This is a genomic window from Psychrobacter pacificensis (genome assembly GCF_018336615.1).
GTDB classification, from domain to species: Bacteria; Pseudomonadota; Gammaproteobacteria; order Pseudomonadales; family Moraxellaceae; genus Psychrobacter; species Psychrobacter pacificensis.
Map to the genome: position 1 here is coordinate 2,349,466 of NZ_CP048752.1, position 23,960 is coordinate 2,373,425.

Genomic DNA, 23,960 nt, shown 5'->3' on the forward strand with positions numbered 1-23,960 from the left:
ATTGTCAGTAAACTATACACTGACACACACTATTATCATAGCGGATGCAGACCAAACAACGATAGGAAAATACAGTACCAATCAAAAGCACTAACGATTGAGTACGCGTTTCTATTTGCTAAAAATAAAAAGTCATCTAAGCAATGAGTTTAGTCATAAATAACAAAAAGCCAAGTTATCCAGCCACATAATATATGATAGCGAAATAACTTGGCTTTTTTTAGCTCAAAGCTTATTGACTAATGATAGCCAGGTAAATACAACAACAGTCACCAGTACCGTCACTATTTTACCTAGCTATCATAGGGCCAATGTCTTAGGCATCTTGACTAACTTTGAATAGCTGACGACCACGGTAGAAACCATCTTTAGTCATGTGATGACGACGATGTTTTTCACCAGTGGTAGCATCTACGCTTAGTTCAGCAATTTCCATACGGTGATGTGAACGGCGCATGTCACGACGAGAACGGCTTTTACGACTTTTTTGAACAGCCATGATATAGCTCCTATACTTAAAAGGGATAAGCTTGAAATTCAGCTTTAGTCGATACTGACAGAGGCTATATAATCACAACAACCTAAGTCTGAAGCATCATTAGTTAAATAGATTGTTACTTACATAAAGCGCTAACTATGTCTGAAATTTATGAAAAATTTGCCTAGTCAGCTTCTATCAGCACGCAACAGGTTGCTCGAATGCAATAAACCGGACATTATACGCATGTTTATTAGATTAATAAAGCCCTGCCTTGCACTCTTCTGTACAAAGCAGATAAAAGGCTTCTCAAATACTTGAATAAATAAATTTGGCTCTTATAGCTTACCTTTTAAGGAGGCTAAAGCAGCGAATGGATTTTCACTCTCTTCTTCTTCTGGTATCTCGCCAAACTGCTCAACTGACATCTCACAATCATCATGCTTTGGCGCCATTGGTGTTTTGAGCAATATCTCATCTTCTACCAGTTTTTTAAATGGTAGTAGACGCTCCGGAGACTGCTCAGTGACGATTTCATCAAGTAACAAGTAGTCTTGCTCTTCATCAATCAAGCGTACTTGGCTATCATTCTCTAGTAATGCAATATTATAATCATCAGATAAGTCTATCGCAATTGGTTGTAAACAGCGTTGGCATGTTAGCCAGATATCGCCTTTTAATGTAAATGCCAAATGCAAAACATTATTACGGCGATAGAGTTCAGCGTTTAACTGAGTGTTTGACTGATCATGCTCGGCGCTCAACGTCGTGGCAAGACGTTCAAAAGAGTTTGGATCGACTTCTCCTGACCACTCAAAACCCGTGTCTGCCCATTTGTCCAAAGAAATGTGCTCAAGCATGCTAGTAGATACAGGCGCTTTTTTATTGTCAGCGTAAGGTGCTGACGGTTTAGTTTCTGGAGTGCTTGACATGCGCGGCCTCATTCATAAAAACGGTGTATAATATTGCCTGCCATACTAACGGAAAGTGCCATATTCTGCTAGCGCTAGTATGTTAAGATTTTTTGATAGCAAATATGTTCAAGCTTTTTTACTACTTACTTTTTTACCTAAAATTTTTTGTCTTTAATATTTATTAAGTCAATGTCTTCTCTATGAATCTACCTGATAATAAAATTAATTTTTCTGATTTACTTTCTCCTGCTACAGCAAGTTCGTTGCTGCAATATCTTACTCAACTAGATCGTCATACTGAAAATGCTCTTAGCAATAGACTGTGCCTCGATGAAGATGAGTATTTAAGAGAATGGAGAAGTCAGTGGCAAAAGTTATCTACTACTCAGCCTGACAATACTTACTCAGCAGGGTTGATAATTGATAGCGAACGATTAGCCACTGATTGGCTCATACAGCTATTTAATACTTTATTTACTAACCAGCAAGTGATATTGGTTCGTAGTGAGGGTGAGCCAGAGTATTTCCCTGCTCAAGACAATGAGCCTGCCAGAATTGAATTCGCTCATGGATTTTTTGCCAGTGCCCTGCACGAGCTGAGTCATTGGTGCCTGGCTGGTGACGCTCGTAGACAATTACCTGACTTTGGCTACTGGTATGCTCCAGACGGTAGGACAGAAGCTCAGCAGCAAGCATTTGAGCGCGTAGAGATCAAACCACAGGCATTAGAATGTTTATTCACCTTAGCGTGTGGTCGAAACTTCCAAGTCTCACAAGATAACTTGTTTGCCGACTTCGACACTAGCAGTAGTACCTTTGCTAATGATGTCTATCAGCAAGTAGAAAGCTATATAGCCAAACCTTATACTCTGCCGCGTGACGCTAAGACTTTACTGACTGCTTTAATTAGCGTTTGTACTCCTTCATCTGAAATCAACGCTTAATTCAAATTACTAAGTGTTCCTACTTATTAACGATTTTCTACGGTTGGTAACGCCTTGCCACTAAACTTATATTTGCTTTAAGCTATACTGATAACTAAAGTAGTATGTTAAAAATACAGATTTTCTTAATTTTTAAAATAACTTTTTTAATATGTCTAATGATTGAACTACATCTAATTAATGAAAAAATTGTCTCAATTAAAAACCAATAATTAAAAAATAAGGAAAAATCATGCAAGTATTTTACATTCATCCGGACAACCCACAACCGCGGCTTATCGAACAAGCAGCGGATTTATTACGTAATGATCAATTAGTTATCTATCCTACCGATACCAGTTATGCGTTTGGCTGCCGCTTAGGCGCTAAAGACGCGCTAGAAAAATTAAAACATATCCGTGAGCTTGATGATAAGCATCAATTTACCTTGTTATGTCGCGATTTAAGTGAAATTGCCAACTATGCCACGGTAGACAATGTGCAATTTAAACAGCTAAAAGCCCATACACCGGCACCGATTACCTTTATCTTAAACGCCACCAAAGATGTACCTAAGAAGTTGGCGCATCCTAAGAAAAAAACCATTGGTATTCGCGTGCCAAGCAATCCTATTGCGCAAGCATTGCTAGCAGCGATGGATGAACCTATATTGACCAGTTCACTCATATTGCCGCATCGAGATGAGATATTGGATGATCCATTTGAGATTGAAGAGTTACTCGGTAATCAAATAGATGGTCTCATTAATGCTGGTATCAAAACCACCAAACTGACTACTATCGTCGATATGACCACTAATCAGTCCGAAATCATCAGACAAGGTGCTGCTGACGTCAGCTCACTCGTACCATAAAAAAATTTTAAGAATAAAAGGCATAAAAAAAGCTCCAAATTATTGGAGCTTTTTTTATTATACAATGAGCGTATAAAATTAGTCACGATCAACCAATTCTACATAAGCCATTGGCGCATTGTCACCATCACGGTAACCGCATTTTACGATACGCAAATAACCACCTGGACGAGTTTGGTAACGAGGACCTAACGTGCCAAATAGTTTGCCTACCATAGTTTTGCTACGCATGCGGCTAAATGCCAAACGGCGATTAGCAACGCTGTCTTCTTTAGCCAAAGTGATTAATGGCTCAGCAACACGGCGCAATTCTTTTGCTTTTGGTAAAGTTGTTTTGATCAGTTCATGCTCAAATAATGAGTTGGTCATGTTCTGAAACATTGCCTTACGATGACTGCCGGTACGACCCAGCTTGACTCCACTCTTACGATGGCGCATAGTCAAAAATCCTTAAAGTTTAACGGCTACGATAAGAAAAGCGATCATCGACACGAAGGTCAGCTGGTGGCCAATTGTCTAGGCGCATACCGAGCTCTAAATCTTTAGACGCTAATACGTCTTTGATTTCGGTCAATGATTTCTTACCAAGATTTGGGGTTTTTAGTAGTTCAGTCTCTGAACGCTGTACCAAATCACCGATATAGTAAATGTTTTCAGCTTTCAAGCAGTTGGCTGAGCGAACCGTTAGTTCAAGATCGTCCACAGGGCGTAATAGCACCGGATCAACCTCTTCTTTTTCTTTCACAGGCTCAGGCGCTTCTTCAGCTTCTAGGTCAACAAAGATAGAAATCTGTTGTTGTAAAATAGTGGCTGCTTTACGAATTGCTTCTTCTGGATCTATAGTGCCATTAGTTTCAAGCTCGATGATAAGACGATCAAGATCAGTACGTTGTTCTACACGTGCGTTCTCAACCTGATAAGCAACACGCAGTACTGGACTAAAACTTGCATCAAGCTTTAAGCGTCCAATCGCTTTAGTGTCGCCATCTTCACGGCGCTGGTTTGCTGGCTCATATCCACGACCCATTACCACACGCAAACGCATCTTAAGATGACCACGGTCGCTTAATGTACCCAATACCAATTCTGGATTGATAATGTCGACATTATGCGGCAACGTGATGTCTGCAGCAGTAATAGTGCCTGGACCTTGTTTATCCAAGGTCAAGAATACTTCATTTTGGTCATGAAGGGTGATTGCCAAGCCTTTTAAGTTCAAAAGCAAGTCAAGCACGTCTTCTTGTAGTCCTTCAAGCGTTGAGTATTCATGGTCAACACCATCAATCTCAGCTTCAATGACTGCAGCACCAGGTAATGAAGATAACAAGATGCGACGTAAGGCATTACCTAAGGTATGCCCAAAGCCGCGTTCTAACGGTTCGAGCGTGACTTTCGCAATCGTTTCATTAACCGTATCCACGTTAATGGCGTTCGGCGTTAGAAACTCAGTTGCACTTAGCATCATGATGTCACCTCGATTTATTAAACTGGTTTAATTAACGTCAATTGCTCAATGCTATTGTTATAACATCGAGCAGTACGTTACTTACTTAGAGTATAGCTCAACGATCAAGCTTTCGTTGATTTCAGCAGGTAGATCAATGCGATCAGGCGCTTGTTTAAACGTGCCCTGTAGCTTGCTGTGGTCAACATCTAGCCATTCTGGAATACCACGTTGTGTCGCTAGTTCAATAGCGTTTTTAATACGTAGTTGTTCGCGAGACTTCTCACGGATAGCGACGACATCACCATCTTGCAACTGAATTGATGGAATGTTCACACGAACAAACTCATCGCGGCCAGCTTTTTTTACCATCACAGTGCGATGGCTAACGAGCTGACGTGCTTCAGCACGAGTTGAGCCAAAGCCCATGCGATAAACGACGTTATCAAGGCGACTCTCAAGCATTGCTAGCAGGTTTTCACCAGTAGCGCCACGCTTACGAGCAGCTTCTTTATAGTAGTTGGCAAACTGGCGCTCTAATACACCGTAGATACGCTTAACTTTTTGTTTTTCGCGTAACTGTAGAGAGTATTCTGAGCTCTTATTACGGCTAACACCATGTTGACCAGGTGGACGAGCCGCTTTTTTCGTTTTTACGTCATATGGTTTAACACCAGACTTAAGGCCTAAGTCTGTACCTTCACGACGTGATAATTTGAGTTTTGGTCCAATATAACGGGCCATTGTTATGTCTCCTATAAGCTCTTATGATAAAAAGCTTCGTCTTTAATATTAGACGCGGCGCTTTTTCGGCGCACGGCAACCATTGTGTGGGATTGGGGTCACATCAGAGATGCTGTTAACTTTATAACCCAATGCACCAAGTGCTCTTACCGCAGACTCACGACCCGGTCCTGGTCCTTTGACCAAAACGTCGATATTCTTAACACCGTATTCTTGAGCCGCTTTACCAGCGACTTCAGCTGCAACCTGAGCTGCAAATGGTGTAGATTTACGTGAACCACGGAAGCCTTGTCCACCTGAAGTGGCCCAAGCCAGTGCATTACCTTGACGATCGGTAATCGTAACAATGGTGTTATTAAAAGACGCATGGATATGGGCAACGCCCTCCGATACTGAACGACGAGTCACTTTTTTGCGACTACGAGTGTCTTTAGCCATCTTTTAGCTTCCTAAGTTAATTATCTTTTGAGAGGGCGTGTCGGACCCTTACGAGTACGAGCGTTGTTCTTGGTGTTCTGACCTCTAACTGGCAGGTTACGGCGATGGCGGATGCCACGGTAACAACCAAGATCAACCAAGCGCTTGATATTCATCGACACTTCACGACGAAGATCACCTTCAGTCATGTAATTTGCAACTTGTGCACGGATAGCATCTAACTGTGTATCATCTAACTGGCTAACTTTAGTAGTAGGGGCAATGCCAACTGCTTCTAAGATTTTCTGAGCAGTGGTACGACCGATACCAAAGATATAAGTTAGTGAAATAACAGCATGCTTATTATCCGGAATGTTTACGCCGGCAATACGAGCCATTGATTTCTCTCCATTAAAGAAAAATAAGCGTTATTTATCAATAAGGCATTATTCTTCAGATTTGTTGCTGTTAATACTAGATTCTTTATAACGATAGTCGTTCTTTTGACTTAGTTAAAAGCCTATTGATCGAAAACATTATAAGACATTCTGCATAAACACGGCAAGTGGCGGATGATATCCCATCCGCCGTTATTTTTCAAGTATTAATTTAATTAGTAACAAAAGTTAAAAAACTTATGCTATCAAATATTAACCTTGACGTTGCTTGTGGCGAGGTTCTGCGGTACAAATAACATGTACACGGCCTTTACGGCGCACAACTTTACAGCTACCACAAATCTTCTTAACTGATGCTTGAACTTTCATAGCATACTCCTTTGAGATATCGTACCGCTCATTTAAGGTTGAGTGGGCGATTGAATTAACGTCTGATCATGATATTGATGGGTCATCAAATGCGCTTGGATTTGCGAAATGAAGTCCATTACCACAACCACCATAATCAGTAATGACGTACCACCAAGTTGAAACGGCACACCAAACGATGACTGCACGACCATTGGCATTAAACAAATAACCGTCATATACATCGCGCCAATAAAGGTCAGTCGGTTTAATACATGATCAAGGTAACGCTGAGTTTGTTGTCCGGGGCGAATACCTGGGATATACGCACCACTACGTTTAAGGTTTTCAGCAACTTCACGCGGACTAAATACCAATGCCGTGTAAAAGTAACAGAAGAAAATAATCATTGCGCCAAACAGAACCAAATACAGCGGCTGCCCTGGAGACAACACCAATGCCATATTTTGTAATATCTTTTGTGTAAAAGTAGGATCAGCCGATTGACCAACCCATTGTCCTAAACTTGCTGGAAACAACAATAACGAGCTGGCAAAAATAGCGGGAATAACCCCTGCCATATTTAGCTTAAGCGGCAAATGCGACTGCTGCTGAGCATAAATTTTGCGACCTTGTTGTTGCTTCTGCGCATAGTTTACTGGGACACGGCGCTGCGCTCGTTCAATATAAACGATACCGGCAGTCACCGCGATGCCTAGCAATACAAAGATAAAAAGTACAATCAAGTTCATCTGCCCTTGATTGACCTGTTCGATAGACTGCGAAATCATACCTGGCGTACCAGCCACAATACTCGCAAAGATGAGCATTGAGATACCATTACCCACGCCGCGTTCTGTAATTTGCTCACCAAGCCACATTAGGAACATAGCGCCAGCTACCAATGAGGTAACCGCTGGAATATAAAAAGTCAAACCAGTAGATAAGGTAAGATTCTGACTGATAAGGCCAGCACACATTCCTAATGACTGTACTAGTGCTAATCCAAGTGTCCCTTGACGGGTGTACTTGTTTAGCTTACGTCGTCCCGCTTCGCCTTCTTTTTTGAGGGCTTCAAGCGATGGCAATACCGCCGACATCATCTGAACGATAATAGATGCTGAAATATATGGCATGATGCCAAGTGCCATGATGGACATACGTTCTAGTGCACCACCTGAGAACATGTTAAACATGCTCAAAATGGTATTTTCGTTGCGCGAAAACAGATCAGCCAAGTTAACCGGATTGATACCCGGTACTGGAATATGTGACCCTAAACGATAAACAATCAATGCGCCGATTAAGAATAATAAACGCGTCCATAATTCATCATACTTACGTATAAAGGCAAATGGATTGAGCGGTATACCAGTCGATGACATTGATTGTTTTGACACGTTACTACTCCTCGATGCTACCACCAGCAGCTTCGATTGCTTGCTTGGCGCCTTTAGTCACTTTGATACCTTTAAAAGTATAAGCTTTAGTGACTTCACCTGATAGCATTACACGAGCACGTTTCATATCGTGACGGATAAGGTTAGCAGCTTTAAGTGTTTCAAGACTAACTACATCGCCTTCAATTTTATTCAGTTCAGAAAGACGTACTTCAGCAGTCTTCATAGCCAGTTTACTGGTAAAACCAAATTTTGGTAGACGACGATATAAAGGCATTTGACCACCTTCAAATCCTGAGCGAACGCTAGAACCTGAACGAGATTTCTGACCTTTTACACCACGACCACCAGTCTTACCAAGACCTGAACCGATACCACGACCACGACGTTGGGCAGTTTTCTTTGCGCCAACACCTGGTGATAATTCATTTAATCTAAGACCCATTACGCTTCCTCCACTTTTACCATGTAGTTAACGCGATTAACCATACCACGGGTTGAAGGAGTATCTTCAACGACCACACTATGACCAATACGGCGTAAACCCAATCCTTTCAAGCTCGCTTTGTGGCTCTTTAGGCGATGGGCACCCGATTTAAATTGAGTGACTTTCATTTTTTTCATCGTAACTCACCTAGTCTAAGTTAACCCAAGATTTCGTCTACAGATTTACCACGTTTAGCTGCCATCTTCTCTGGAGTTGACATATCACGTAAACCGTTAAACGTTGCACGAACAACGTTAGCAGTATTGGTAGAACCATAACATTTAGTCAAAACATCTTTGACACCAGCAACTTCTAATACAGCACGCATTGCACCACCAGCGATTACGCCAGTACCTTCAGATGCAGGTTGCATGTAGACTTTACTAGCACCATGACTTGCTTTGATCGGATGATACAAAGTTGCATCATTTAGCTCAACAGTAATCATATTACGTTTGGCAGCTTCTAGTGCTTTTTGGATAGCAGCAGGCACTTCACGCGCTTTACCACGACCAAAACCAACACGACCATTACCGTCACCCACTACAGTCAACGCAGTGAAAGAGAAAATACGACCACCTTTAACAACTTTTGCAACGCGATCAACGGTAACTAAGCGTTCTACTAGACCGTCAGTCTGTTCATTTTTATCATTTTTATCATTTCTAGCCATGATTAAAACTCCAATCCGTTTTCGCGAGCAGCTTCTGCTAAAGCTTTAACTCGACCATGATATTTGAAACCACTACGGTCAAAGGCAACTTTAGTAATGCCAGCTGCTTTTGCACGTTCTGCGATCATTTGACCTACAGACGTTGCTGAATCAGCGTTACCAGTCGCGCCTGAACGCAAGCTGCTGTCTAAGGTAGATGCCTGAGCAATCACTTCACCACCATTTGGAGAGATAATCTGGGCATAAATATGTTTTGACGTGCGGTTAACCGTTAAGCGATGAACGCCTAGATGACGGATATGTGCACGTGTTTTCTTAGCTCGACGCAGACGAGCTGCTTTTTTATCAAACATTTCAACTCACCTTATTTTTTCTTAGCTTCTTTGCGAATCACATGCTCGTCACTATAACGAATACCTTTACCTTTATAAGGCTCAGGTGGACGGAAACCACGGATATTAGCCGCTGCTTGACCAAGCTGCTGTTTATTGTTTGATTTCAAAACAATTTCAGTCTGCGTTGGGGTTTCAGCCGATACACCTTCAGGTAGCGTGTACTCTACTGGATGAGAGTAGCCAACGTTCAAGGTTACTTTGTTACCAGCAACTTGTGCGCGATAACCAACACCAATCAATTGAAGACGCTTTTCAAAGCCTTCATTTACGCCAGTAACATAGTTGTTAACAAGAGCGCGCATGGTGCCAGTGTGCATCATAGCTTCTTTTGAATCGACTGCAGGTGAGAAAATGATAGCATCATCTTCCTGTTTCAGCTCGACCAATTCATGCAGGTGTAAAGACATAGTACCGTTCTTGCCTTTAACTTCGACCTGCCGATCGTTCAAAGTAACGCTTACGCCATTTGGCAGCGTTACTGGGGCTTTAGCCACACGAGACATAGGAATATTCCTTAAAAAATTTAACTTGCTTTTATTAGCGAAAAAACTAACAGGCTAAAAAGCGTGTTAGTTTAGCATAGTTGACTGTGTTAGACACCTATCAATTTGAAATAATTAAACATTACTCAATCGATAGAAGCCTAACCACCATCAAATAGACTTCATCGTCGTATAGCTTACGCTACAAATGCAACGATTTCACCACCGATACCAGCAGCGCGTGCAGCACGATCGCTCATGATACCTTGGCTTGTAGATACGATAGCAACACCCATACCTTGCTTAACAGTAGGGATTTCGTCTTTACCGCGGAACTGGCGTAGACCAGGGCGGCTATAACGTTGAATAGTTTCGATAACCGCACGGCCTTCGAAGTATTTCAATTCAATAGTAAGGGTTGCTTTGTTGTTTTCTTCTTCAGTAACAACAGCGCTCGCCACATAACCTTCGCTAACTAGCAAATCAGCAATTGATTTACGTAATTTAGAGCTCGGCATTGCTACCGATACTTTGTTAGCCATTTGTGCGTTACGGATACGGGTTAGCATATCCCCAACGGTATCTTGCATACTCATATAGTTACTCCTTACCAGCTTGCTTTACGAACACCAGGCACATCGCCTTGCATGACACGCTCACGCAGCATATTGCGTGATAAGCCAAACTTGCGGAAGTAACCGTGAGGACGACCGGTGATAGCACAACGATTACGCAGACGTACTGGTGATGAGTTGCGTGGAAGAGCTTGTAGCTCTAACATCGCGTCCATACGCTCTTCGTCTGATGCGTTGATATCACTGATAGTTTCTTTTAGCTTGATACGCTTTTCAGCATATTTAGCAACCATTTTTTCGCGCTTTAATTCGCGGTTAATCATGCTCTTCTTTGCCATAACGTCTTTACCTTATTTAAATGGGAAGCCGAATGCTTTAAGCAACGCACGACCTTCTTCATCAGATTGAGCTGACGTGGTGATTGTCACATCCATACCACGGATACGGTCAATCTTGTCAAAATCTACTTCTGGGAATACGATCTGTTCTTTGATACCCAATGAGTAGTTACCACGTCCGTCAAAGGCTTTAGGTGAAAAACCGCGGAAATCACGAATACGAGGAATTGCAATGGCAACGAGACGATCTAAAAATTCGTACATTTGCTCACCGCGTAGCGTTACTTTACAGCCAATTGGCCATTCTTCACGAATCTTAAAGCCAGCAACTGATTTACGCGCTTTGGTGACAACAGGTTTTTGACCAGCAATCGCGGTCATGTCAGCTACAGCACCTTCAAGCAATTTCTTGTCTTGAGACGCGCCGCCTACACCCATGTTAAGTGTGATTTTAGTGATTTTAGGCACTTGCATCACATTGTCCAAACCAAGATCTTCTTTGATTTGCTGCTTTAATTTATCGTTATATAAAGATTTTAATCTTGCCATTACCATTACACCCTTAGTGTCTTACGCAGTCGCCACTACTTCACCGTTTGAACGATAGACGCGTTGTTTCTTGCCATCTTCGCCAAACTGATAAGTAATACGGTCTGCTTTTTGGGTTTGCGCATTTAAGATTGCGACATTTGAGATATGCATAAAAGCTTCTTGCTTAAGAATGCCACCTTCAACGCCAGTCGCCTGATTTGGCTTCTGATGTTTAGTAACAATATTAACGCCTTCAACTTTAATACGATCGTTTTTTACAGCTTGTACAGTACCTTGCTTGCCTTTGTCTTTCCCAGCAATCACGATAACTGTATCGCCTTTACGTAATTTTGACATGGATTACCTCACAATACTTCTGGTGCTAGTGATACAATCTTCATAAACTGATCACCACGTAGTTCACGAGTTACCGGTCCAAAAATACGAGTTGCAATCGGCGCTTTGTTTTGGTTCAACAATACCGCAGCATTGTCATCAAAACGTAACACAGAACCATCTGGACGACGAACGCCTTTTTTGGTGCGTACAACTACTGCATTCATCACGTCGCCTTTTTTGACACGACCACGAGGAATGGCTTCTTTAACCGTTACTTTAATAATGTCGCCAACTGATGCATAACGACGATGAGAACCACCCAGTACTTTAATGCACTGAACTCGCCTTGCACCGCTATTGTCTGCAACTTCCAGCATTGACTCAACCTGAATCATAGCGTTACTCCACACGTATGAGCAATAAAAACCAGTTGCTGCCGCTAGCACAGAATGAGCAAGGCGGCATTTTAATATAAATAACCGCAGCTTACTCTTAATGTGAGTGATATGCGACGGGCGCAATCAGCATCCTTAAAAAGGCGACTATTTTAACAGCTTCTGGCTTTTAATGCAATTTACTTAGATTTTTTCTACTTTTTCAACCACATCAACTAAAGTCCAAGACTTAGTTTTTGAGATTGGACGCGTTTCTTTGATACGGACAAGGTCGCCTTGTTGACAAACATTGTTCTCATCATGTGCTTTGATTTTAGTAGAACGACGAAGCTGTTTGCCATACAAAGGATGACGAACCAGACGCTCAATCAAAACTGTGATGGACTTGTCCATCTTGTCGCTGACAACTCGTCCTGTCAATACGCTAGCATTGGTAGCTGTTTGATTGTTATCGCTCATGAGTCGCCTCGTTGTTTCTCGTTAATCAAAGTCTGAAGCTGAGCAATCGTACGACGATTTGCTCTGACTTCATGGGTATTACCCAACTGACCAGTTGCTTTAGCCATACGAATACGGAAAGCATCAAGCTGCTTTTCATCAAGTAACTGGGTCAGTTCTTCTAATGATTTATCACGTAATTCACTGATCTTCATTACATTATCGTCCGCTTAACAATGGTAGTTTTAAAGGGCAGTTTTGCTGCAGCAAGCGTTAATGCATCGCGAGCAAGCTCTTCAGATACCCCTTCAATTTCATATAGCACTTTACCAGGCTTGATTTCGCATACCCAGTACTCAACTGGACCTTTACCTTTACCCATACGTACTTCTAATGGTTTGTTGGTAATAGGCTTGTCTGGGAATACACGAATCCAAATCTTACCGCCACGCTTGATTTTACGAGTGATGGTACGACGTGCTGCTTCGATTTGACGGGCTGTCATACGACCACGCGTCAATGATTTTAGACCAATTTGTCCGAATGCAACGGTGCTTCCACGATGAGCTAGCCCAGTGTTACGACCTTTATGCATTTTACGAAACTTGGTACGTTTTGGCTGTAACATAGTTTAACCTCTGTCTGAGTTTCGACGGTTTCCGTTTCCGCGACCACGGCGTTTTGGCGCACGAGTCTGCTCTTCTTTGACGGGATTATAAACACTGTTCATACCGTCAAGGATCTCTCCGCGGAAAATCCAAACTTTAACACCGATGGTGCCGTAAGTTGTCTCTGCACGAATTGACGCATAGTCAATATCAGCACGAAGTGTATGCAAGGGCACACGGCCTTCACGATACCATTCGCTACGAGCAATCTCAGCACCGCCAAGACGACCAGACAGCTCAACTTTAATACCTTTAGCACCAGAACGCATGCTGTTCTGTACAGCGCGTTTCATCGCACGGCGGAACATAACACGACGCTCAAGCTGGCTTGCGATACCCTCTGCTACCAAACGTGCATCAAGATCAGGTGACGTGATTTCTTCAATGTTGACCTGAGCAGGTACGCCCATAATTTTGGTCAATTCTTTTTGAAGTCTTTCGATATCTTCGCCTTTCTTACCGATAACGATACCAGGGCGCGCAGTGGCGATGGTGATCTTAGCAGCGCCAGTAGGACGCTCGATCATGATGTTGCTGATCATTGCGTTATCTAGCTTTTTACGTAGATATTCACGAACTTGAATATCGTTGATTAGGTATTCTGAGTATTGTTTAGGATCAGCATACCAGTTTGCGTTATGCTTTTTTACAACACCAAGACGAATTCCGATTGGATGTACTTTTTGACCCATAACTTATTCTCCTACCTTTATAGTGATGTGACAAGTACGCTTGCTGATACGATCAGCGCGACCTTTGGCACGTGGTAGGATACGTTTTAGCGTAATGCCTTCATCAACATAGATAGTAGCGACTTTTAGGTCGTCAATATCTAGGCCGTGATTATGTTCGGCATTGGCGATGGCTGAGTTAAGACATTTCTTAACAAAGATAGCGCCTTTTTTATTGCTATACGTTAGGATATCCAAAGCACGCTCAATAGATTTGCCACGAACTTCATCAGCAACGAGTCTAACTTTTTGTGCCGATATGGCGGCACCGCGTAATTTTGCAGTTACTTCCATGGTAAGCACCTTATCTCTTAGCTTTTTTGTCAATGCCATGACCACGATACGTACGAGTCGGGGCAAATTCACCTAGTTTATGACCAACCATCTGCTCACTTACGATAACCGGTACGTGAGTACGGCCGTTGTGGACAGATAAAGTCAGGCCAACCATTTGCGGTAGGATCATCGAGCGGCGCGACCAAGTTTTAATTGGCTTGCGTGAGTTGGTGTCTAATGCATTCTCAACTTTAGCAAATAAGTGCGCGTCTATGAATGGACCTTTTTTCAATGAACGAGGCATGAAATTCTTCCTTTATTTCTTCTTGGCGCGGCGGCGGATGATCATGTTGTCAGTACGCTTATTATGACGCGTTTTAAGTCCTTTAGACTTCTGACCCCAAGGGCTAGTTGGATGGCGACCTTTGTTACGACCTTCACCACCACCATGTGGGTGATCAACCGGGTTCATCGCGACACCACGAACTGAAGGACGAACACCACGCCAACGTGAAGCACCAGCTTTACCAAGTGATTTCAAGTTGTTTTCAGTGTTAGAAACTTCGCCAATAACAGCACGGCAGTTTACGTGTACACGGCGAGTTTCGCCTGAACGTAGACGTAAAATAGCGTAGATACCGTCACGGCCTAATAACTGAACGCTAGCACCCGCAGAACGAGCCATCTGTGCACCTTTACCGATTTTAAGTTCGATATTATGAATCACAGTACCCAATGGGATGTTTTTTAGCGGTAGGCAGTTACCTGGACGTATTGGAGATGTTTCGCCTGACATTACTGTATCGCCAACTGCTTGTTTTTTAGCAGCGATGATGTAACGACGTTCGCCATCAGCATACTTAAGTAGTGCAATATGTGCAGTACGGTTAGGATCGTATTCAATACGCTCTACCACAGCTGGGATATTGTCTTTAGTACGTTTGAAGTCGATAATGCGATAATGTTGCTTATGACCACCGCCAATGTGACGAGTAGTAATACGACCATTATTGTTACGACCACCTGACTTACTTTTTGATTCTAGAAGCGCTGCATAAGGACGACCTTTATAAAGGTGTGGATGCACCACTTTTTCAACAAAACGACGGCCTGGTGATGTTGGCTTTGCTCTTACGATAGGCATGAGTGTAATCCTTATTCGTTATTCGCTGTTTCACTAGTAGAAGCAGTCGTGTTTGCGACTTCTTCACCAGCATCAGCCATTTGTACATCTTGACCAGCTTTTAAGGTAACATAGGCTTTTTTATAGTCGTTACGACGGCCGATACTTTTACCAAAACGCTTTGTCTTACCTTTAACATTCAAAGTGTTTACTTTAGTAACTTCAACACCTTCAAACATCAACTCAACTGCTTTTTTGACTTCAAGCTTAGTAGCGTTAGAGTCAACTTTAAATACCTGCACACCAAGTGAGTCGCCAAGCATTTGAGATTTTTCTGAGAATACAGGCCCTCTTAAGACCTGATAAAGTCTTGCGTTGTTCATGCTAGTGCTTCCTCAAATTGTTTCGCAGCTTCAACTGACATGATCACTTTATCAAATGCGATCAAGCTCACTGGATCCACTTCGTTTGTACCAAGTACATTGACGTGCGGAATGTTGCGAGCAGCTAAGTATAAGTTTTCGTCAACCTCTTTGGTGACGATCAATGCACGTGGTGCATCAAGCTCATTTAGCTTTGCAATCAGTTCTTTAGTTTTCGGCCCAGAAACGCTCAACTCTTCTACCAAAATCAGACGCTCTTGACGAATCAATTCTGCTAGGATGCACTGCATCGCACCGCGATACATTTTGCGGTTTACTTTCTGTGACCAATCTTGTGGTTTTGCAGCGAATGCACGACCACCTGAACGCCAGATTGGGCTACGAATAGAGCCCGCACGAGCGCGACCAGTACCTTTTTGGCGCCATGGCTTGATACCACCGCCAGAAACTTCGGCACGGGTTTTTTGAGCGCGTGTACCTTGGCGAGCACCAGCTAGATAAGCGGTGACGACTTGGTGCACTAATGCTTCATTGAATTCACGACCAAAAGCCGTATCAGAAAGCTCAACCGCTGCACCTGTAACTGTTTTTAAATCCACGTTAATCCCCTTGCTTAGGCTTTGACTGACGGACGTACGATAACATCGCCACCGGTGGCACCTGGGATAGCACCCTTGATGACAAGTAACCCTTTTTCGGCATCAACCGAAATCACTTCTAGGCCTTGAACAGTAACACGCTTGTTACCCATCTGGCCCGCCATCTTTTTGCCTTTGAATACTCTACCTGGTGACTGGTTTTGACCAGTTGAACCATGTGCACGATGAGACACTGAGTTACCATGAGTAGCATCTTGCATACTAAAGTTGTGACGTTTGATTGGACCTTGGAAGCCTTTACCTTTGCTTTGTCCTGTCACATCAACCATCTGACCTTGTTCAAACAAGTCAGCTAGAATCTCACCGCCAACCTCACGACCTTCAAGATCGCTATCGTTGACACGAAATTCCCAAACACCACGACCAGCTTTAACGCCAGCTTTCGCGAAGTGACCTTTTTGTGCAGCAGTTACGCGGCTGTCACGACGGGTACCTGTGGTGACTTGGATGGCTTGGTAACCATCTACATCAGTATTTTTTACTTGAGTAATGCGGTTTGCATCGACCTCAACCACTGTTACAGGAATAGATGCGCCTGTTTCAGTGAAGACACGGGTCATGCCGCATTTTTTACCGACTAAACCGATCGCCATTTTAGACCTCTTTATATCTTATATTAATGGGTTGGGTGTATAATGTGCATTAACCCAAAGCAATTTGGACGTCAACACCCGCCGCTAAATCTAATTTCATTAGCGCATCCACAGTTTTGTCAGTAGGCTGAACGATATCAACCATACGCTTGTGAGTACGGATTTCGTACTGGTCACGAGCGTCTTTGTTAACGTGTGGTGAGGTTAGAACGTTGAAGCGCTCAATGCGAGTCGGCAACGGTACAGGACCACAAACTTGCGCACCGGTGCGCTTTGCAGTATCAACAATCTCTTGTGCAGATTGATCAATCAGACGATGATCAAAAGACTTAAGACGGATACGGATTCTCTGGTTAGCCATGCCAGCAAGCTCCTAATATGTGCTTTCGTCATTCTTGGTTTGCAAGACTATGATCAAAAGCAGTTTGGTTAAATATTCACTTAAAGCGGCCTTCTGTTCTTAACCAGAATGAGTTCTTTATCCGAACTTATAGCGTGCCAAAAGCAAAATAGTTTAAAGCCCCGCCAACTCTCCTATAATGGATGTCAGCAAAGGCATAATGAAATAGTGCTAGAAACGATGCTCCAGCTGTCATAGCGTCAGCTTTTTTAGTCAGCTGCGCATATATAATTCAGTGGTGTGTATTATACAGAGTATTTTAGGTATTGCAAGGGCAATATCTAGCGTAATTAAAGACCTCAATTTTCAGAAAACTGTTTTGTTGGTCAAGATACTTGTAACAAGTCTCTGGCAGTAGGCTCAGTAATCTCAGTCCAAAACAATATCATACTGCTCTTGGGTATATAGATTTTCTACGTCAAATGTAATCACTCGACCCAGTAGGTACTCTAGATCGGCTACAGTATCTGACTCTGATGTCAGCAATAAATCAATGACTGCCGCATGAGCCACTACTGTGAATTTCTTAGGAGAATTATAAGTACGGGCGCAGCGCATGATCTCACGGAAAATCTCAAAACAAACGGTCTCTGCGGTTTTAACGAACCCACGACCTTGGCAAGTTGAGCACGGCTCACAAAGCTGCTGACCCAATGATTCACGCGTGCGCTTGCGTGTCATCTCCACTAAGCCAAGTTCACTAACCTGCGTAATTTTGGTTTTGGCATAGTCTTGGGTTAGCTGCGCCTGTAAGCTCTCTAGTACATCATCCTTATGCTGCTGCTCTAGCATATCGATAAAATCTAGAATAATAATGCCGCCTAGATTACGCAGGCGCAGCTGACGTGCGATGGCATGTGTGGCTTCTAGATTAGTCTTATAAACGGTGTCTTCTAATGAGCGACCGCCTACAAAAGAGCCTGTATTAACATCAATCGTCGTCATTGCTTCTGTTTGGTCAATAATCAGATAGCCACCAGATTTCAAGTCAACACGACGTTTCAATGCGTCACGTAAATCATCTTCAACCCGATGCACGTCAAACAGTGACTGCTCTGCCGTATAATGCACGATTTTATCGTAAATGAACGGTACAAACTCTTTGGCAAAGTATCTGACTTGTTCATAAACTTGCGTATTATCGATGATGACTTTTTCGGTATCAGCATGTACCAAGTCACGAATAGAGCGCAGTGGTAGCGATAGTTCTTGATAAATCAGCTCTGAGCTTTGGTGATGATTGATCTCTTGGCGACGAGCACAGATGGTACGCCACAGCTGCAACAGGTAATAAATATCCTCTTCTAGCTTGTTTACAGGAACACGCTCGGCGGCAGTACGAGCGATGAGTCCACCTTTTAGATTGACCGTTTGCATTAAGCTACTAAGCTCAGTTTTTAGACGCGTGCGCTCTTCTTCACCATCAATACGCTGTGATATACCGATATGATCGCTTGATGGTAGATAAACCAGATAGCGAGATGGCAACGATATATTGGTCGTTAAGCGAGCACCCTTACTGCCTAATTGATCTTTGGTGACTTGTACCAAGATACGCTGGCTTTCGTGTAATCGATGCTGAATCAAGGTCTTAGAAACAGGCACGACCTCCGTACTTTGAGCACTGACAACAGGTGGCGTGACTGCTAAGCTATCCGTGGATGTTTCTAAGATGGCGCTATTGTCACTATTATCTTTTTTGATATTTGTAGCGGCTTTGCTTTTGTCTTCTGCAACTGGGCGAGGCTCACGCTGCATATCATTAACATGTAAAAACGCTGTCCGCGATTGACCGATATCAACGAAGGCTGCCTGCATGCCTGGAAGGACACGTACGACTGTGCCCAGATAAATATTGCCGACCAAACCCAGTTTGTGATGTCGCTCAATATAAATCTCACCCAAGATGCCATTATCTAAAACCGCAACACGGGATTCCATTGGACTAATATTAATCAGCAGCTCTTCGGACATAGTTTTTTCTCTTATCTCTCAGCTTTCTTATCAGACGGTCATCGTCTATTAGATTGACAGTGTAACAAATGCGCCTTGCTCTTGCCCATTGCCCTACCGTGTCATTATGTGCATATATAATTATAACGGGTCAACGATATCCTCACTGCCTTCTGTCATGTCTTTGATTAAGGCCAGCGTTTGCGCCAGTGGCAATCCAACGACATTGGTGTAACTGCCGTTGATACGGCTGACCCAAGCAGCACCCAAACCTTGAATACCATAGCCACCCGCTTTATCAGCAGGCTCTCCACTGTCCCAATAATTGCTCATCATCTCTGTAGTCAATGGTATAAAGGTTACTGCTGTACGCTCAGTAATTTGCTGCTGGTCGATAATTTGAAATGCCTGAGTGCGCTTTGATGCATTGTGTTCTGTTCCTTTAGGTAGCCGCTGTATTTTGGTGGCTTGTACGGCAGTCCATACTTCATGGATATTATCTGACATCTGCTGCCACATGCTATAAGCATGCTCACGATCGGTCGGTTTGACCAGTACTGTCTTGCCATCTGGTAACACTCCGATGGTATCAGAGGTCAAAATGATAATTAATTCGTTGGTACCGTTCTCATCGATTTCTAATGTGCCGTTTAGTTGCTCTATGGCAGCCATGGCTTTGGTAGCGACCATACGCTCAATATAGTCTTTGGGTAATTCATCATCTTGCGGCGTTTCGTCAATATCTACACTCAATACTCTAAAATCTAACTGTGCTTTTGCTAGTAGCTCTCGACGGCGCGGCGAACCAGATGCTAAAATGATATCCATCGCTCTTCTCTTCATTTACAGATTTATGAGGTATGTATTTTTTAGATATTTTGTATATAAGTTAATAAACATCATTAACGCGCAAACTTGCGTAGAGCCAGTAAGACAAGTGGCCAGCTGATGATACTCATCATAAGCGACAAAGCAGATTTTGCGATAAAGGTATTTTGGATAAACATCTGCAGCATCCATAAATTTAGCTGAAAAACAATTAATCCTAAACTGGCTATCAACCATGCGCTGATGGTATTTAGTTGTCTAACATAGATACTAGTAATTTTGATCACTAGTGCCACCACGACAGCGGCAAAGGCTTGCTGTCCTAGATGGGTGTCCATCAGCAAATCTGCAATAAGCCCAATAGTAAATGCGGTAAAGATACCCACATAGCGCGGCTGGAACAGTAGCCAATATATCAGCACCATAATCATAATCATGGGCCGTAATGTTGCCATACTTGGGCTTAACGGATAGACATTGAGCGATGAAGCAATGATAAAGCTTAGAACAATGACCACAATCAACAGTGCCGTTGAATTCTCAGAATCAGGATACGACATGAGTATTTACCTTCGATTGTGTAGCGACCGCTGTTATAGGATGCATTGGGTAATAATGAGATAGTACGATAGGCAAAATTTTGATAAAAAAGGCAGCTGGCATTATTGGTTAAAACGTTATGACATCAGAATTCATTGACTACTGCTCTGACTCTTAGTGAGCATCTTGTCTTGTAATATCAAGACATAAGCGTTGTCAATAAAGTTTGCAGAAGGCGTGACCTCAATGATTCTAAAGTTATCCGCTTGCCCATCTTTGATGTGAGCAATACGGCCAACACGATAGCCCGCTGGAATTCGCCCACCCAAACCAGATGATACCAACTCATCACCCACGCGCACGTCTGAAGTCTTAAAAACATAGTTTAGGCTCAGTGCAGATGGGATACCTTGGCCTGTCACAATAGCCCGCTGACCAGTACGTTTGACAGTGACAGCCACTGACTGCTGGTCATCTGTAATCAATAACAAACGGCTCGTATTAGGATAGACGTTAATGATCTGTCCTAAAATACCATCTTCATCGATAACCGTTTGTCCCACTTGTACACCATCTTGCTTGCCTTTATTGAGCACAACAATCTGTCTGAGTAAGTTGGTATCTGTACCAATGACTTGAGCTAAGTTGAGATCAAACTGCTCAGGCTTCGTGGTGGATAAAATCCCTTGCAAGCGCGCATTTTGTGCCAAGATATAATCTTGCTGCTGCAGTTTGGCATGTGCATGAATGAGTTGCGATTTTAGCTGCATGTTTTCGCGGCGCAGCGCTTCTTTTGACTGCAAACTACCACTCGCCCAATGCTTGGCATAGCTCGGTAATAAAGACATCTCATAAATAGGCTGCATGGCAGCATGACTGGTACTGCGTACTGGATTGAACCATTCCGAGTTTTTGCTATCAAACCACATCAGTATTAAGGCTGCTATCAATACAATGGCAGTCTTACGAAGTGATAGGGCTTGGCGCGCAAAGATACTTGTAGTCATAAGTCGTCTGATTTAAGAATTCTAAAATGAGCAATAGCACTTATTTAGAGCATAAATGTTTATCGGTGATATTGGGTTCTAGCATGGATTAATGCAATTAAAGGCAGCGCAGTCGGCTACCTTTAATTTATATACTTGTCATCGCATCGGCTAAATCAATGATTGATGCATAAGCCATGAGGCATTATAGATATCCTAACAGGGAAACCATGCTCATGAGCAAAAGCTATTTAGACAAAAATCATATTCAAGCTTTTGTTATTGATGAAATCAAGGGCGATACCACCACCACGGCTAACGCAGGTTAATGGGTCTTCTGCTACTGTCACTGGCAAGCCTGTCTCTTGTGAGATAAGCTTATCTAAATCGCGTAGCAATGCGCCACCACCCGTCAATACGATACCGCGCTCTGCGATGTCTGATGACAACTCTGGCGGTGTCTGCTCAAGAGCGACTTTGACTGCACTGACAATACCGCTTAGTGGGTCAGTCAATGCTTTTTGTACTTCTTCTGAATTGACGATAAAGGTTTTCGGCACGCCTTCTGCCATGCTACGACCACGAACCTCTACTTCTAGCTGGCTATTTTCATTCAATGCAGAGCCAACTTCTTTTTTGATGCGCTCAGCGGTCGTCTCACCGATCACACAACCATGCGTACGGCGCACATGTGTAATAATCGCCTCATCAAACATATCGCCACCGATACGGATAGATTCAGCATAGACGCAACCAGATAGCGCGATAACAGCAATCTCAGTGGTGCCACCACCGATATCGACGACCATAGAACCACTGGCTTCATGAACAGGCATGCCAGCACCGATAGCCGCAGCCATTGGCTCTTCTAGCAATAATACTTTGCTCGCGCCTGCTGATGATACTGCCTCACGAATCGCCTTACGCTCAACCAAGGTAGACTTACATGGTACACAAACCACCACGTTAGGCTGTGCCATAAAACGCTTGGCTTTTACCTTAGTGATGAAGTGTTTTAGCATTTTTTGCGTCACTTCAAAATCAGCAATCACACCGTCTTTTAGCGGGCGAATCGCTGTGATATTGGCAGGCGTACGACCCAGCATTTGCTTGGCATCGATACCCACAGCAGCGACGGTCGGGTTTTGAGTACGATTGCTTCGTAATGCGACCACCGTAGGCTCGTCAAGTACGACGCCTTTATTAGGAATAAAAATAAGGGTGTTCGCAGTACCGAGGTCGATAGCGATATTATTTGATAAAAATCCAAACAGGTTCATGACTAATATATCCAGCGTCTTACGAATGAGGCGAATGAGATTGACTGAGGTGTTACTCGTCAGTGTTGAGCAGGTCGTCGTTAGACATTAACGGGAGCGAAAGTGAATCATCGCAACCAGTCAAACCTAAGCAATAATGATGAAATGAAAAACTGAGCTAAATTATACCGATTTAGCTCAAAAAAAACATAGGTATTTGCATCAGTAAGCAAGGATTTTTGTCTAAGACGCTAAAAGTTGTTACAAAGTTTGAAATAGTAGTGACTATCATTCAACTCAATGAAACTGCTTTTAATGTGATAACTAACAAGGCTCTACAGGCAGATAATTGTTTTGCTTAGTAGTAGGTACATACTGTAACGTATTTTAGAGCCTAATTGGGAAGCAATTGAAAATCAATCATGAATTATGCGGTCAGTTTTGCAAGTATTTGCGTATTGCTATGCCGGCACTCTGCCTTGATTGATACGGATGTTGATTGATATTGTGCATCAATCAAGCCTCATACTCTGTAAACTTGGGTCAGATGCTTTATAATAAGCCAACTTTATAGCCAATTACATTTGAGCGCTTATATATTTGCCTTATCCCTACTCTAACAAAAACTGTCCTTAACTGGAGAAACTATGTCTCAGCAATCAGCAACGTCTGACAACACTGTCAGCCGTGAAGAAATCCTAGAAGTTGCCAACCTTGCACGCTTGGGTGTCGATGAAAGCACGGCCGATAGCTATGCCGCCGATATCAGTAAAGTATTAAAATTGATGCAGACCTTATCTAACGTTGATACAACAGACATCAAACCACTAGCCAATATCCATGAGGCTTGCCAAGAGTTACGTGCTGACGTAGCCAAACACGATATCAATCGCGAGCGCAATCAGTCAGTCGCGCCTGCCGTTGAAGAGGGCTTATACCTTGTACCTCAGGTGATTGAATAATAGTGG

The 23,960-nt window shown here is 43.0% G+C and carries 38 protein-coding genes; 3 read left to right on the forward strand and 35 right to left on the reverse strand.

Features of this window, described 5'->3' with window-relative positions; all coding sequences use genetic code 11:
• Positions 1-316: 316 nt before the first annotated feature.
• A complete protein-coding gene (gene rpmF, locus GYK50_RS09855; protein ID WP_057758809.1) occupies positions 317-499 on the reverse strand; it encodes a 50S ribosomal protein L32 in 183 nt (60 codons plus the stop codon).
• 317 nt (positions 500-816) lie between these two features.
• On the reverse strand, positions 817-1,410 hold the full coding sequence (locus GYK50_RS09860) for a YceD family protein (protein WP_212563826.1): 594 nt from the start codon (positions 1,408-1,410) through the stop codon (positions 817-819).
• 182 nt (positions 1,411-1,592) lie between these two features.
• Between GYK50_RS09860 and GYK50_RS09865 the strand changes: the two genes are divergently transcribed.
• Both GYK50_RS09865 and GYK50_RS09870 read left to right on the forward strand, forming a co-directional pair.
• A complete protein-coding gene (locus GYK50_RS09865) occupies positions 1,593-2,336 on the forward strand; it encodes an elongation factor P hydroxylase (RefSeq protein WP_093069567.1) in 744 nt (247 codons plus the stop codon).
• A gap of 232 nt (positions 2,337-2,568) precedes the next feature.
• A complete protein-coding gene (locus tag GYK50_RS09870; RefSeq protein ID WP_212563827.1) occupies positions 2,569-3,189 on the forward strand; it encodes an L-threonylcarbamoyladenylate synthase in 621 nt (206 codons plus the stop codon).
• Between the two features lie 78 nt (positions 3,190-3,267).
• On the opposite strand, the gene rplQ is transcribed toward GYK50_RS09870, so the two are convergent.
• From rplQ to GYK50_RS10035, 33 genes are all read right to left on the reverse strand, one after another.
• Positions 3,268-3,627 carry a 50S ribosomal protein L17 gene (rplQ, locus tag GYK50_RS09875; RefSeq protein ID WP_068408443.1) on the reverse strand — a complete coding sequence of 120 codons (360 nt, stop codon included), beginning with the start codon at positions 3,625-3,627 and terminating at the stop codon, positions 3,268-3,270.
• A gap of 19 nt (positions 3,628-3,646) precedes the next feature.
• On the reverse strand, positions 3,647-4,654 hold the full coding sequence (locus tag GYK50_RS09880; protein WP_068408445.1) for a DNA-directed RNA polymerase subunit alpha: 1,008 nt from the start codon (positions 4,652-4,654) through the stop codon (positions 3,647-3,649).
• 81 nt (positions 4,655-4,735) lie between these two features.
• On the reverse strand, positions 4,736-5,377 hold the full coding sequence (gene rpsD, locus GYK50_RS09885) for a 30S ribosomal protein S4 (protein WP_068408447.1): 642 nt from the start codon (positions 5,375-5,377) through the stop codon (positions 4,736-4,738).
• Between the two features lie 48 nt (positions 5,378-5,425).
• Positions 5,426-5,815: a 30S ribosomal protein S11 gene (gene rpsK / locus GYK50_RS09890; RefSeq protein WP_058368279.1), complete on the reverse strand. Its 390-nt coding sequence runs from the start codon at positions 5,813-5,815 to the stop codon at positions 5,426-5,428.
• Positions 5,816-5,835: 20 nt separating this feature from the next.
• On the reverse strand, positions 5,836-6,192 hold the full coding sequence (gene rpsM / locus GYK50_RS09895; protein WP_058025564.1) for a 30S ribosomal protein S13: 357 nt from the start codon (positions 6,190-6,192) through the stop codon (positions 5,836-5,838).
• Positions 6,193-6,444: 252 nt separating this feature from the next.
• Entirely contained in the window at positions 6,445-6,561 is a 117-nt protein-coding gene (gene rpmJ / locus GYK50_RS09900) for a 50S ribosomal protein L36 (RefSeq protein ID WP_011279805.1), read from the reverse strand.
• A gap of 32 nt (positions 6,562-6,593) precedes the next feature.
• Positions 6,594-7,925 carry a preprotein translocase subunit SecY gene (secY, locus tag GYK50_RS09905; protein ID WP_180952577.1) on the reverse strand — a complete coding sequence of 444 codons (1,332 nt, stop codon included), beginning with the start codon at positions 7,923-7,925 and terminating at the stop codon, positions 6,594-6,596.
• 19 nt (positions 7,926-7,944) lie between these two features.
• The gene (rplO, locus tag GYK50_RS09910; protein ID WP_058025566.1) at positions 7,945-8,385 is read right to left on the reverse strand and encodes a 50S ribosomal protein L15; all 441 of its coding nucleotides are present in this window, start codon (positions 8,383-8,385) and stop codon (positions 7,945-7,947) included.
• Entirely contained in the window at positions 8,385-8,564 is a 180-nt protein-coding gene (gene rpmD / locus GYK50_RS09915) for a 50S ribosomal protein L30 (protein ID WP_071003155.1), read from the reverse strand. Before rpmD ends, rplO begins: the two co-directional genes overlap by 1 nt.
• Before the next feature lie 20 nt (positions 8,565-8,584).
• On the reverse strand, positions 8,585-9,100 hold the full coding sequence (gene rpsE, locus GYK50_RS09920; protein ID WP_075106935.1) for a 30S ribosomal protein S5: 516 nt from the start codon (positions 9,098-9,100) through the stop codon (positions 8,585-8,587).
• Between the two features lie 2 nt (positions 9,101-9,102).
• Positions 9,103-9,453, reverse strand: a complete 351-nt coding sequence (gene rplR / locus GYK50_RS09925; RefSeq protein WP_058025568.1) for a 50S ribosomal protein L18 — start codon at positions 9,451-9,453, stop codon at positions 9,103-9,105.
• A gap of 11 nt (positions 9,454-9,464) precedes the next feature.
• Complete coding sequence (gene rplF / locus GYK50_RS09930; protein ID WP_058025569.1) at positions 9,465-9,998, reverse strand: 50S ribosomal protein L6; 534 nt, start codon at positions 9,996-9,998, stop codon at positions 9,465-9,467.
• 176 nt (positions 9,999-10,174) lie between these two features.
• Positions 10,175-10,573 carry a 30S ribosomal protein S8 gene (gene rpsH, locus GYK50_RS09935; RefSeq protein WP_058025570.1) on the reverse strand — a complete coding sequence of 133 codons (399 nt, stop codon included), beginning with the start codon at positions 10,571-10,573 and terminating at the stop codon, positions 10,175-10,177.
• Positions 10,574-10,584: 11 nt separating this feature from the next.
• Positions 10,585-10,890 carry a 30S ribosomal protein S14 gene (gene rpsN, locus GYK50_RS09940; protein ID WP_058025571.1) on the reverse strand — a complete coding sequence of 102 codons (306 nt, stop codon included), beginning with the start codon at positions 10,888-10,890 and terminating at the stop codon, positions 10,585-10,587.
• Positions 10,891-10,902: 12 nt separating this feature from the next.
• A complete protein-coding gene (rplE, locus tag GYK50_RS09945) occupies positions 10,903-11,439 on the reverse strand; it encodes a 50S ribosomal protein L5 (RefSeq protein WP_057758706.1) in 537 nt (178 codons plus the stop codon).
• 21 nt (positions 11,440-11,460) lie between these two features.
• Complete coding sequence (gene rplX / locus GYK50_RS09950) at positions 11,461-11,778, reverse strand: 50S ribosomal protein L24 (RefSeq protein WP_058025572.1); 318 nt, start codon at positions 11,776-11,778, stop codon at positions 11,461-11,463.
• Positions 11,779-11,786: 8 nt separating this feature from the next.
• The gene (rplN, locus tag GYK50_RS09955) at positions 11,787-12,155 is read right to left on the reverse strand and encodes a 50S ribosomal protein L14 (protein WP_010196702.1); all 369 of its coding nucleotides are present in this window, start codon (positions 12,153-12,155) and stop codon (positions 11,787-11,789) included.
• A 183-nt stretch (positions 12,156-12,338) separates the two neighbouring features.
• Complete coding sequence (gene rpsQ, locus GYK50_RS09960) at positions 12,339-12,614, reverse strand: 30S ribosomal protein S17 (RefSeq protein WP_021813375.1); 276 nt, start codon at positions 12,612-12,614, stop codon at positions 12,339-12,341.
• A complete protein-coding gene (gene rpmC, locus GYK50_RS09965) occupies positions 12,611-12,808 on the reverse strand; it encodes a 50S ribosomal protein L29 (RefSeq protein ID WP_025644397.1) in 198 nt (65 codons plus the stop codon). Before rpmC ends, rpsQ begins: the two co-directional genes overlap by 4 nt.
• Positions 12,808-13,221 carry a 50S ribosomal protein L16 gene (rplP, locus tag GYK50_RS09970; RefSeq protein WP_025644399.1) on the reverse strand — a complete coding sequence of 138 codons (414 nt, stop codon included), beginning with the start codon at positions 13,219-13,221 and terminating at the stop codon, positions 12,808-12,810. Before rplP ends, rpmC begins: the two co-directional genes overlap by 1 nt.
• A 3-nt stretch (positions 13,222-13,224) precedes the next feature.
• Positions 13,225-13,953: a 30S ribosomal protein S3 gene (gene rpsC / locus GYK50_RS09975; RefSeq protein WP_058025573.1), complete on the reverse strand. Its 729-nt coding sequence runs from the start codon at positions 13,951-13,953 to the stop codon at positions 13,225-13,227.
• Positions 13,954-13,956: 3 nt separating this feature from the next.
• A complete protein-coding gene (gene rplV, locus GYK50_RS09980) occupies positions 13,957-14,286 on the reverse strand; it encodes a 50S ribosomal protein L22 (protein ID WP_058025574.1) in 330 nt (109 codons plus the stop codon).
• Positions 14,287-14,296: 10 nt separating this feature from the next.
• Complete coding sequence (rpsS, locus tag GYK50_RS09985) at positions 14,297-14,572, reverse strand: 30S ribosomal protein S19 (protein ID WP_010196682.1); 276 nt, start codon at positions 14,570-14,572, stop codon at positions 14,297-14,299.
• A 12-nt stretch (positions 14,573-14,584) separates the two neighbouring features.
• Positions 14,585-15,412, reverse strand: coding sequence for a 50S ribosomal protein L2 (rplB, locus tag GYK50_RS09990; RefSeq protein ID WP_058025575.1), 828 nt, complete (start codon positions 15,410-15,412; stop codon positions 14,585-14,587).
• Positions 15,413-15,423: 11 nt separating this feature from the next.
• Positions 15,424-15,774: a 50S ribosomal protein L23 gene (gene rplW / locus GYK50_RS09995; RefSeq protein ID WP_071003149.1), complete on the reverse strand. Its 351-nt coding sequence runs from the start codon at positions 15,772-15,774 to the stop codon at positions 15,424-15,426.
• Positions 15,771-16,373 carry a 50S ribosomal protein L4 gene (rplD, locus tag GYK50_RS10000; protein WP_058025577.1) on the reverse strand — a complete coding sequence of 201 codons (603 nt, stop codon included), beginning with the start codon at positions 16,371-16,373 and terminating at the stop codon, positions 15,771-15,773. The genes rplW and rplD overlap by 4 nt, the downstream gene beginning before the upstream one ends.
• 14 nt (positions 16,374-16,387) lie before the next feature.
• Positions 16,388-17,026: a 50S ribosomal protein L3 gene (rplC, locus tag GYK50_RS10005; protein ID WP_071003147.1), complete on the reverse strand. Its 639-nt coding sequence runs from the start codon at positions 17,024-17,026 to the stop codon at positions 16,388-16,390.
• 49 nt (positions 17,027-17,075) lie between these two features.
• Positions 17,076-17,387: a 30S ribosomal protein S10 gene (rpsJ, locus tag GYK50_RS10010; RefSeq protein WP_010196670.1), complete on the reverse strand. Its 312-nt coding sequence runs from the start codon at positions 17,385-17,387 to the stop codon at positions 17,076-17,078.
• A gap of 408 nt (positions 17,388-17,795) precedes the next feature.
• Positions 17,796-19,400, reverse strand: a complete 1,605-nt coding sequence (locus GYK50_RS10015; RefSeq protein ID WP_093069559.1) for an Rne/Rng family ribonuclease — start codon at positions 19,398-19,400, stop codon at positions 17,796-17,798.
• 120 nt (positions 19,401-19,520) lie between these two features.
• Complete coding sequence (locus tag GYK50_RS10020) at positions 19,521-20,207, reverse strand: Maf family protein (protein ID WP_212563828.1); 687 nt, start codon at positions 20,205-20,207, stop codon at positions 19,521-19,523.
• Positions 20,208-20,281: 74 nt separating this feature from the next.
• On the reverse strand, positions 20,282-20,767 hold the full coding sequence (gene mreD / locus GYK50_RS10025; protein ID WP_058024002.1) for a rod shape-determining protein MreD: 486 nt from the start codon (positions 20,765-20,767) through the stop codon (positions 20,282-20,284).
• Positions 20,768-20,899: 132 nt separating this feature from the next.
• Complete coding sequence (gene mreC / locus GYK50_RS10030; protein ID WP_212563829.1) at positions 20,900-21,754, reverse strand: rod shape-determining protein MreC; 855 nt, start codon at positions 21,752-21,754, stop codon at positions 20,900-20,902.
• A 230-nt stretch (positions 21,755-21,984) separates the two neighbouring features.
• Positions 21,985-23,022, reverse strand: coding sequence for a rod shape-determining protein (locus tag GYK50_RS10035; protein WP_071003137.1), 1,038 nt, complete (start codon positions 23,020-23,022; stop codon positions 21,985-21,987).
• A 617-nt stretch (positions 23,023-23,639) separates the two neighbouring features.
• Between GYK50_RS10035 and gatC the strand changes: the two genes are divergently transcribed.
• Positions 23,640-23,954: an Asp-tRNA(Asn)/Glu-tRNA(Gln) amidotransferase subunit GatC gene (gene gatC / locus GYK50_RS10040; RefSeq protein ID WP_212563830.1), complete on the forward strand. Its 315-nt coding sequence runs from the start codon at positions 23,640-23,642 to the stop codon at positions 23,952-23,954.
• The last annotated feature ends 6 nt before the right edge of the window (positions 23,955-23,960 follow it).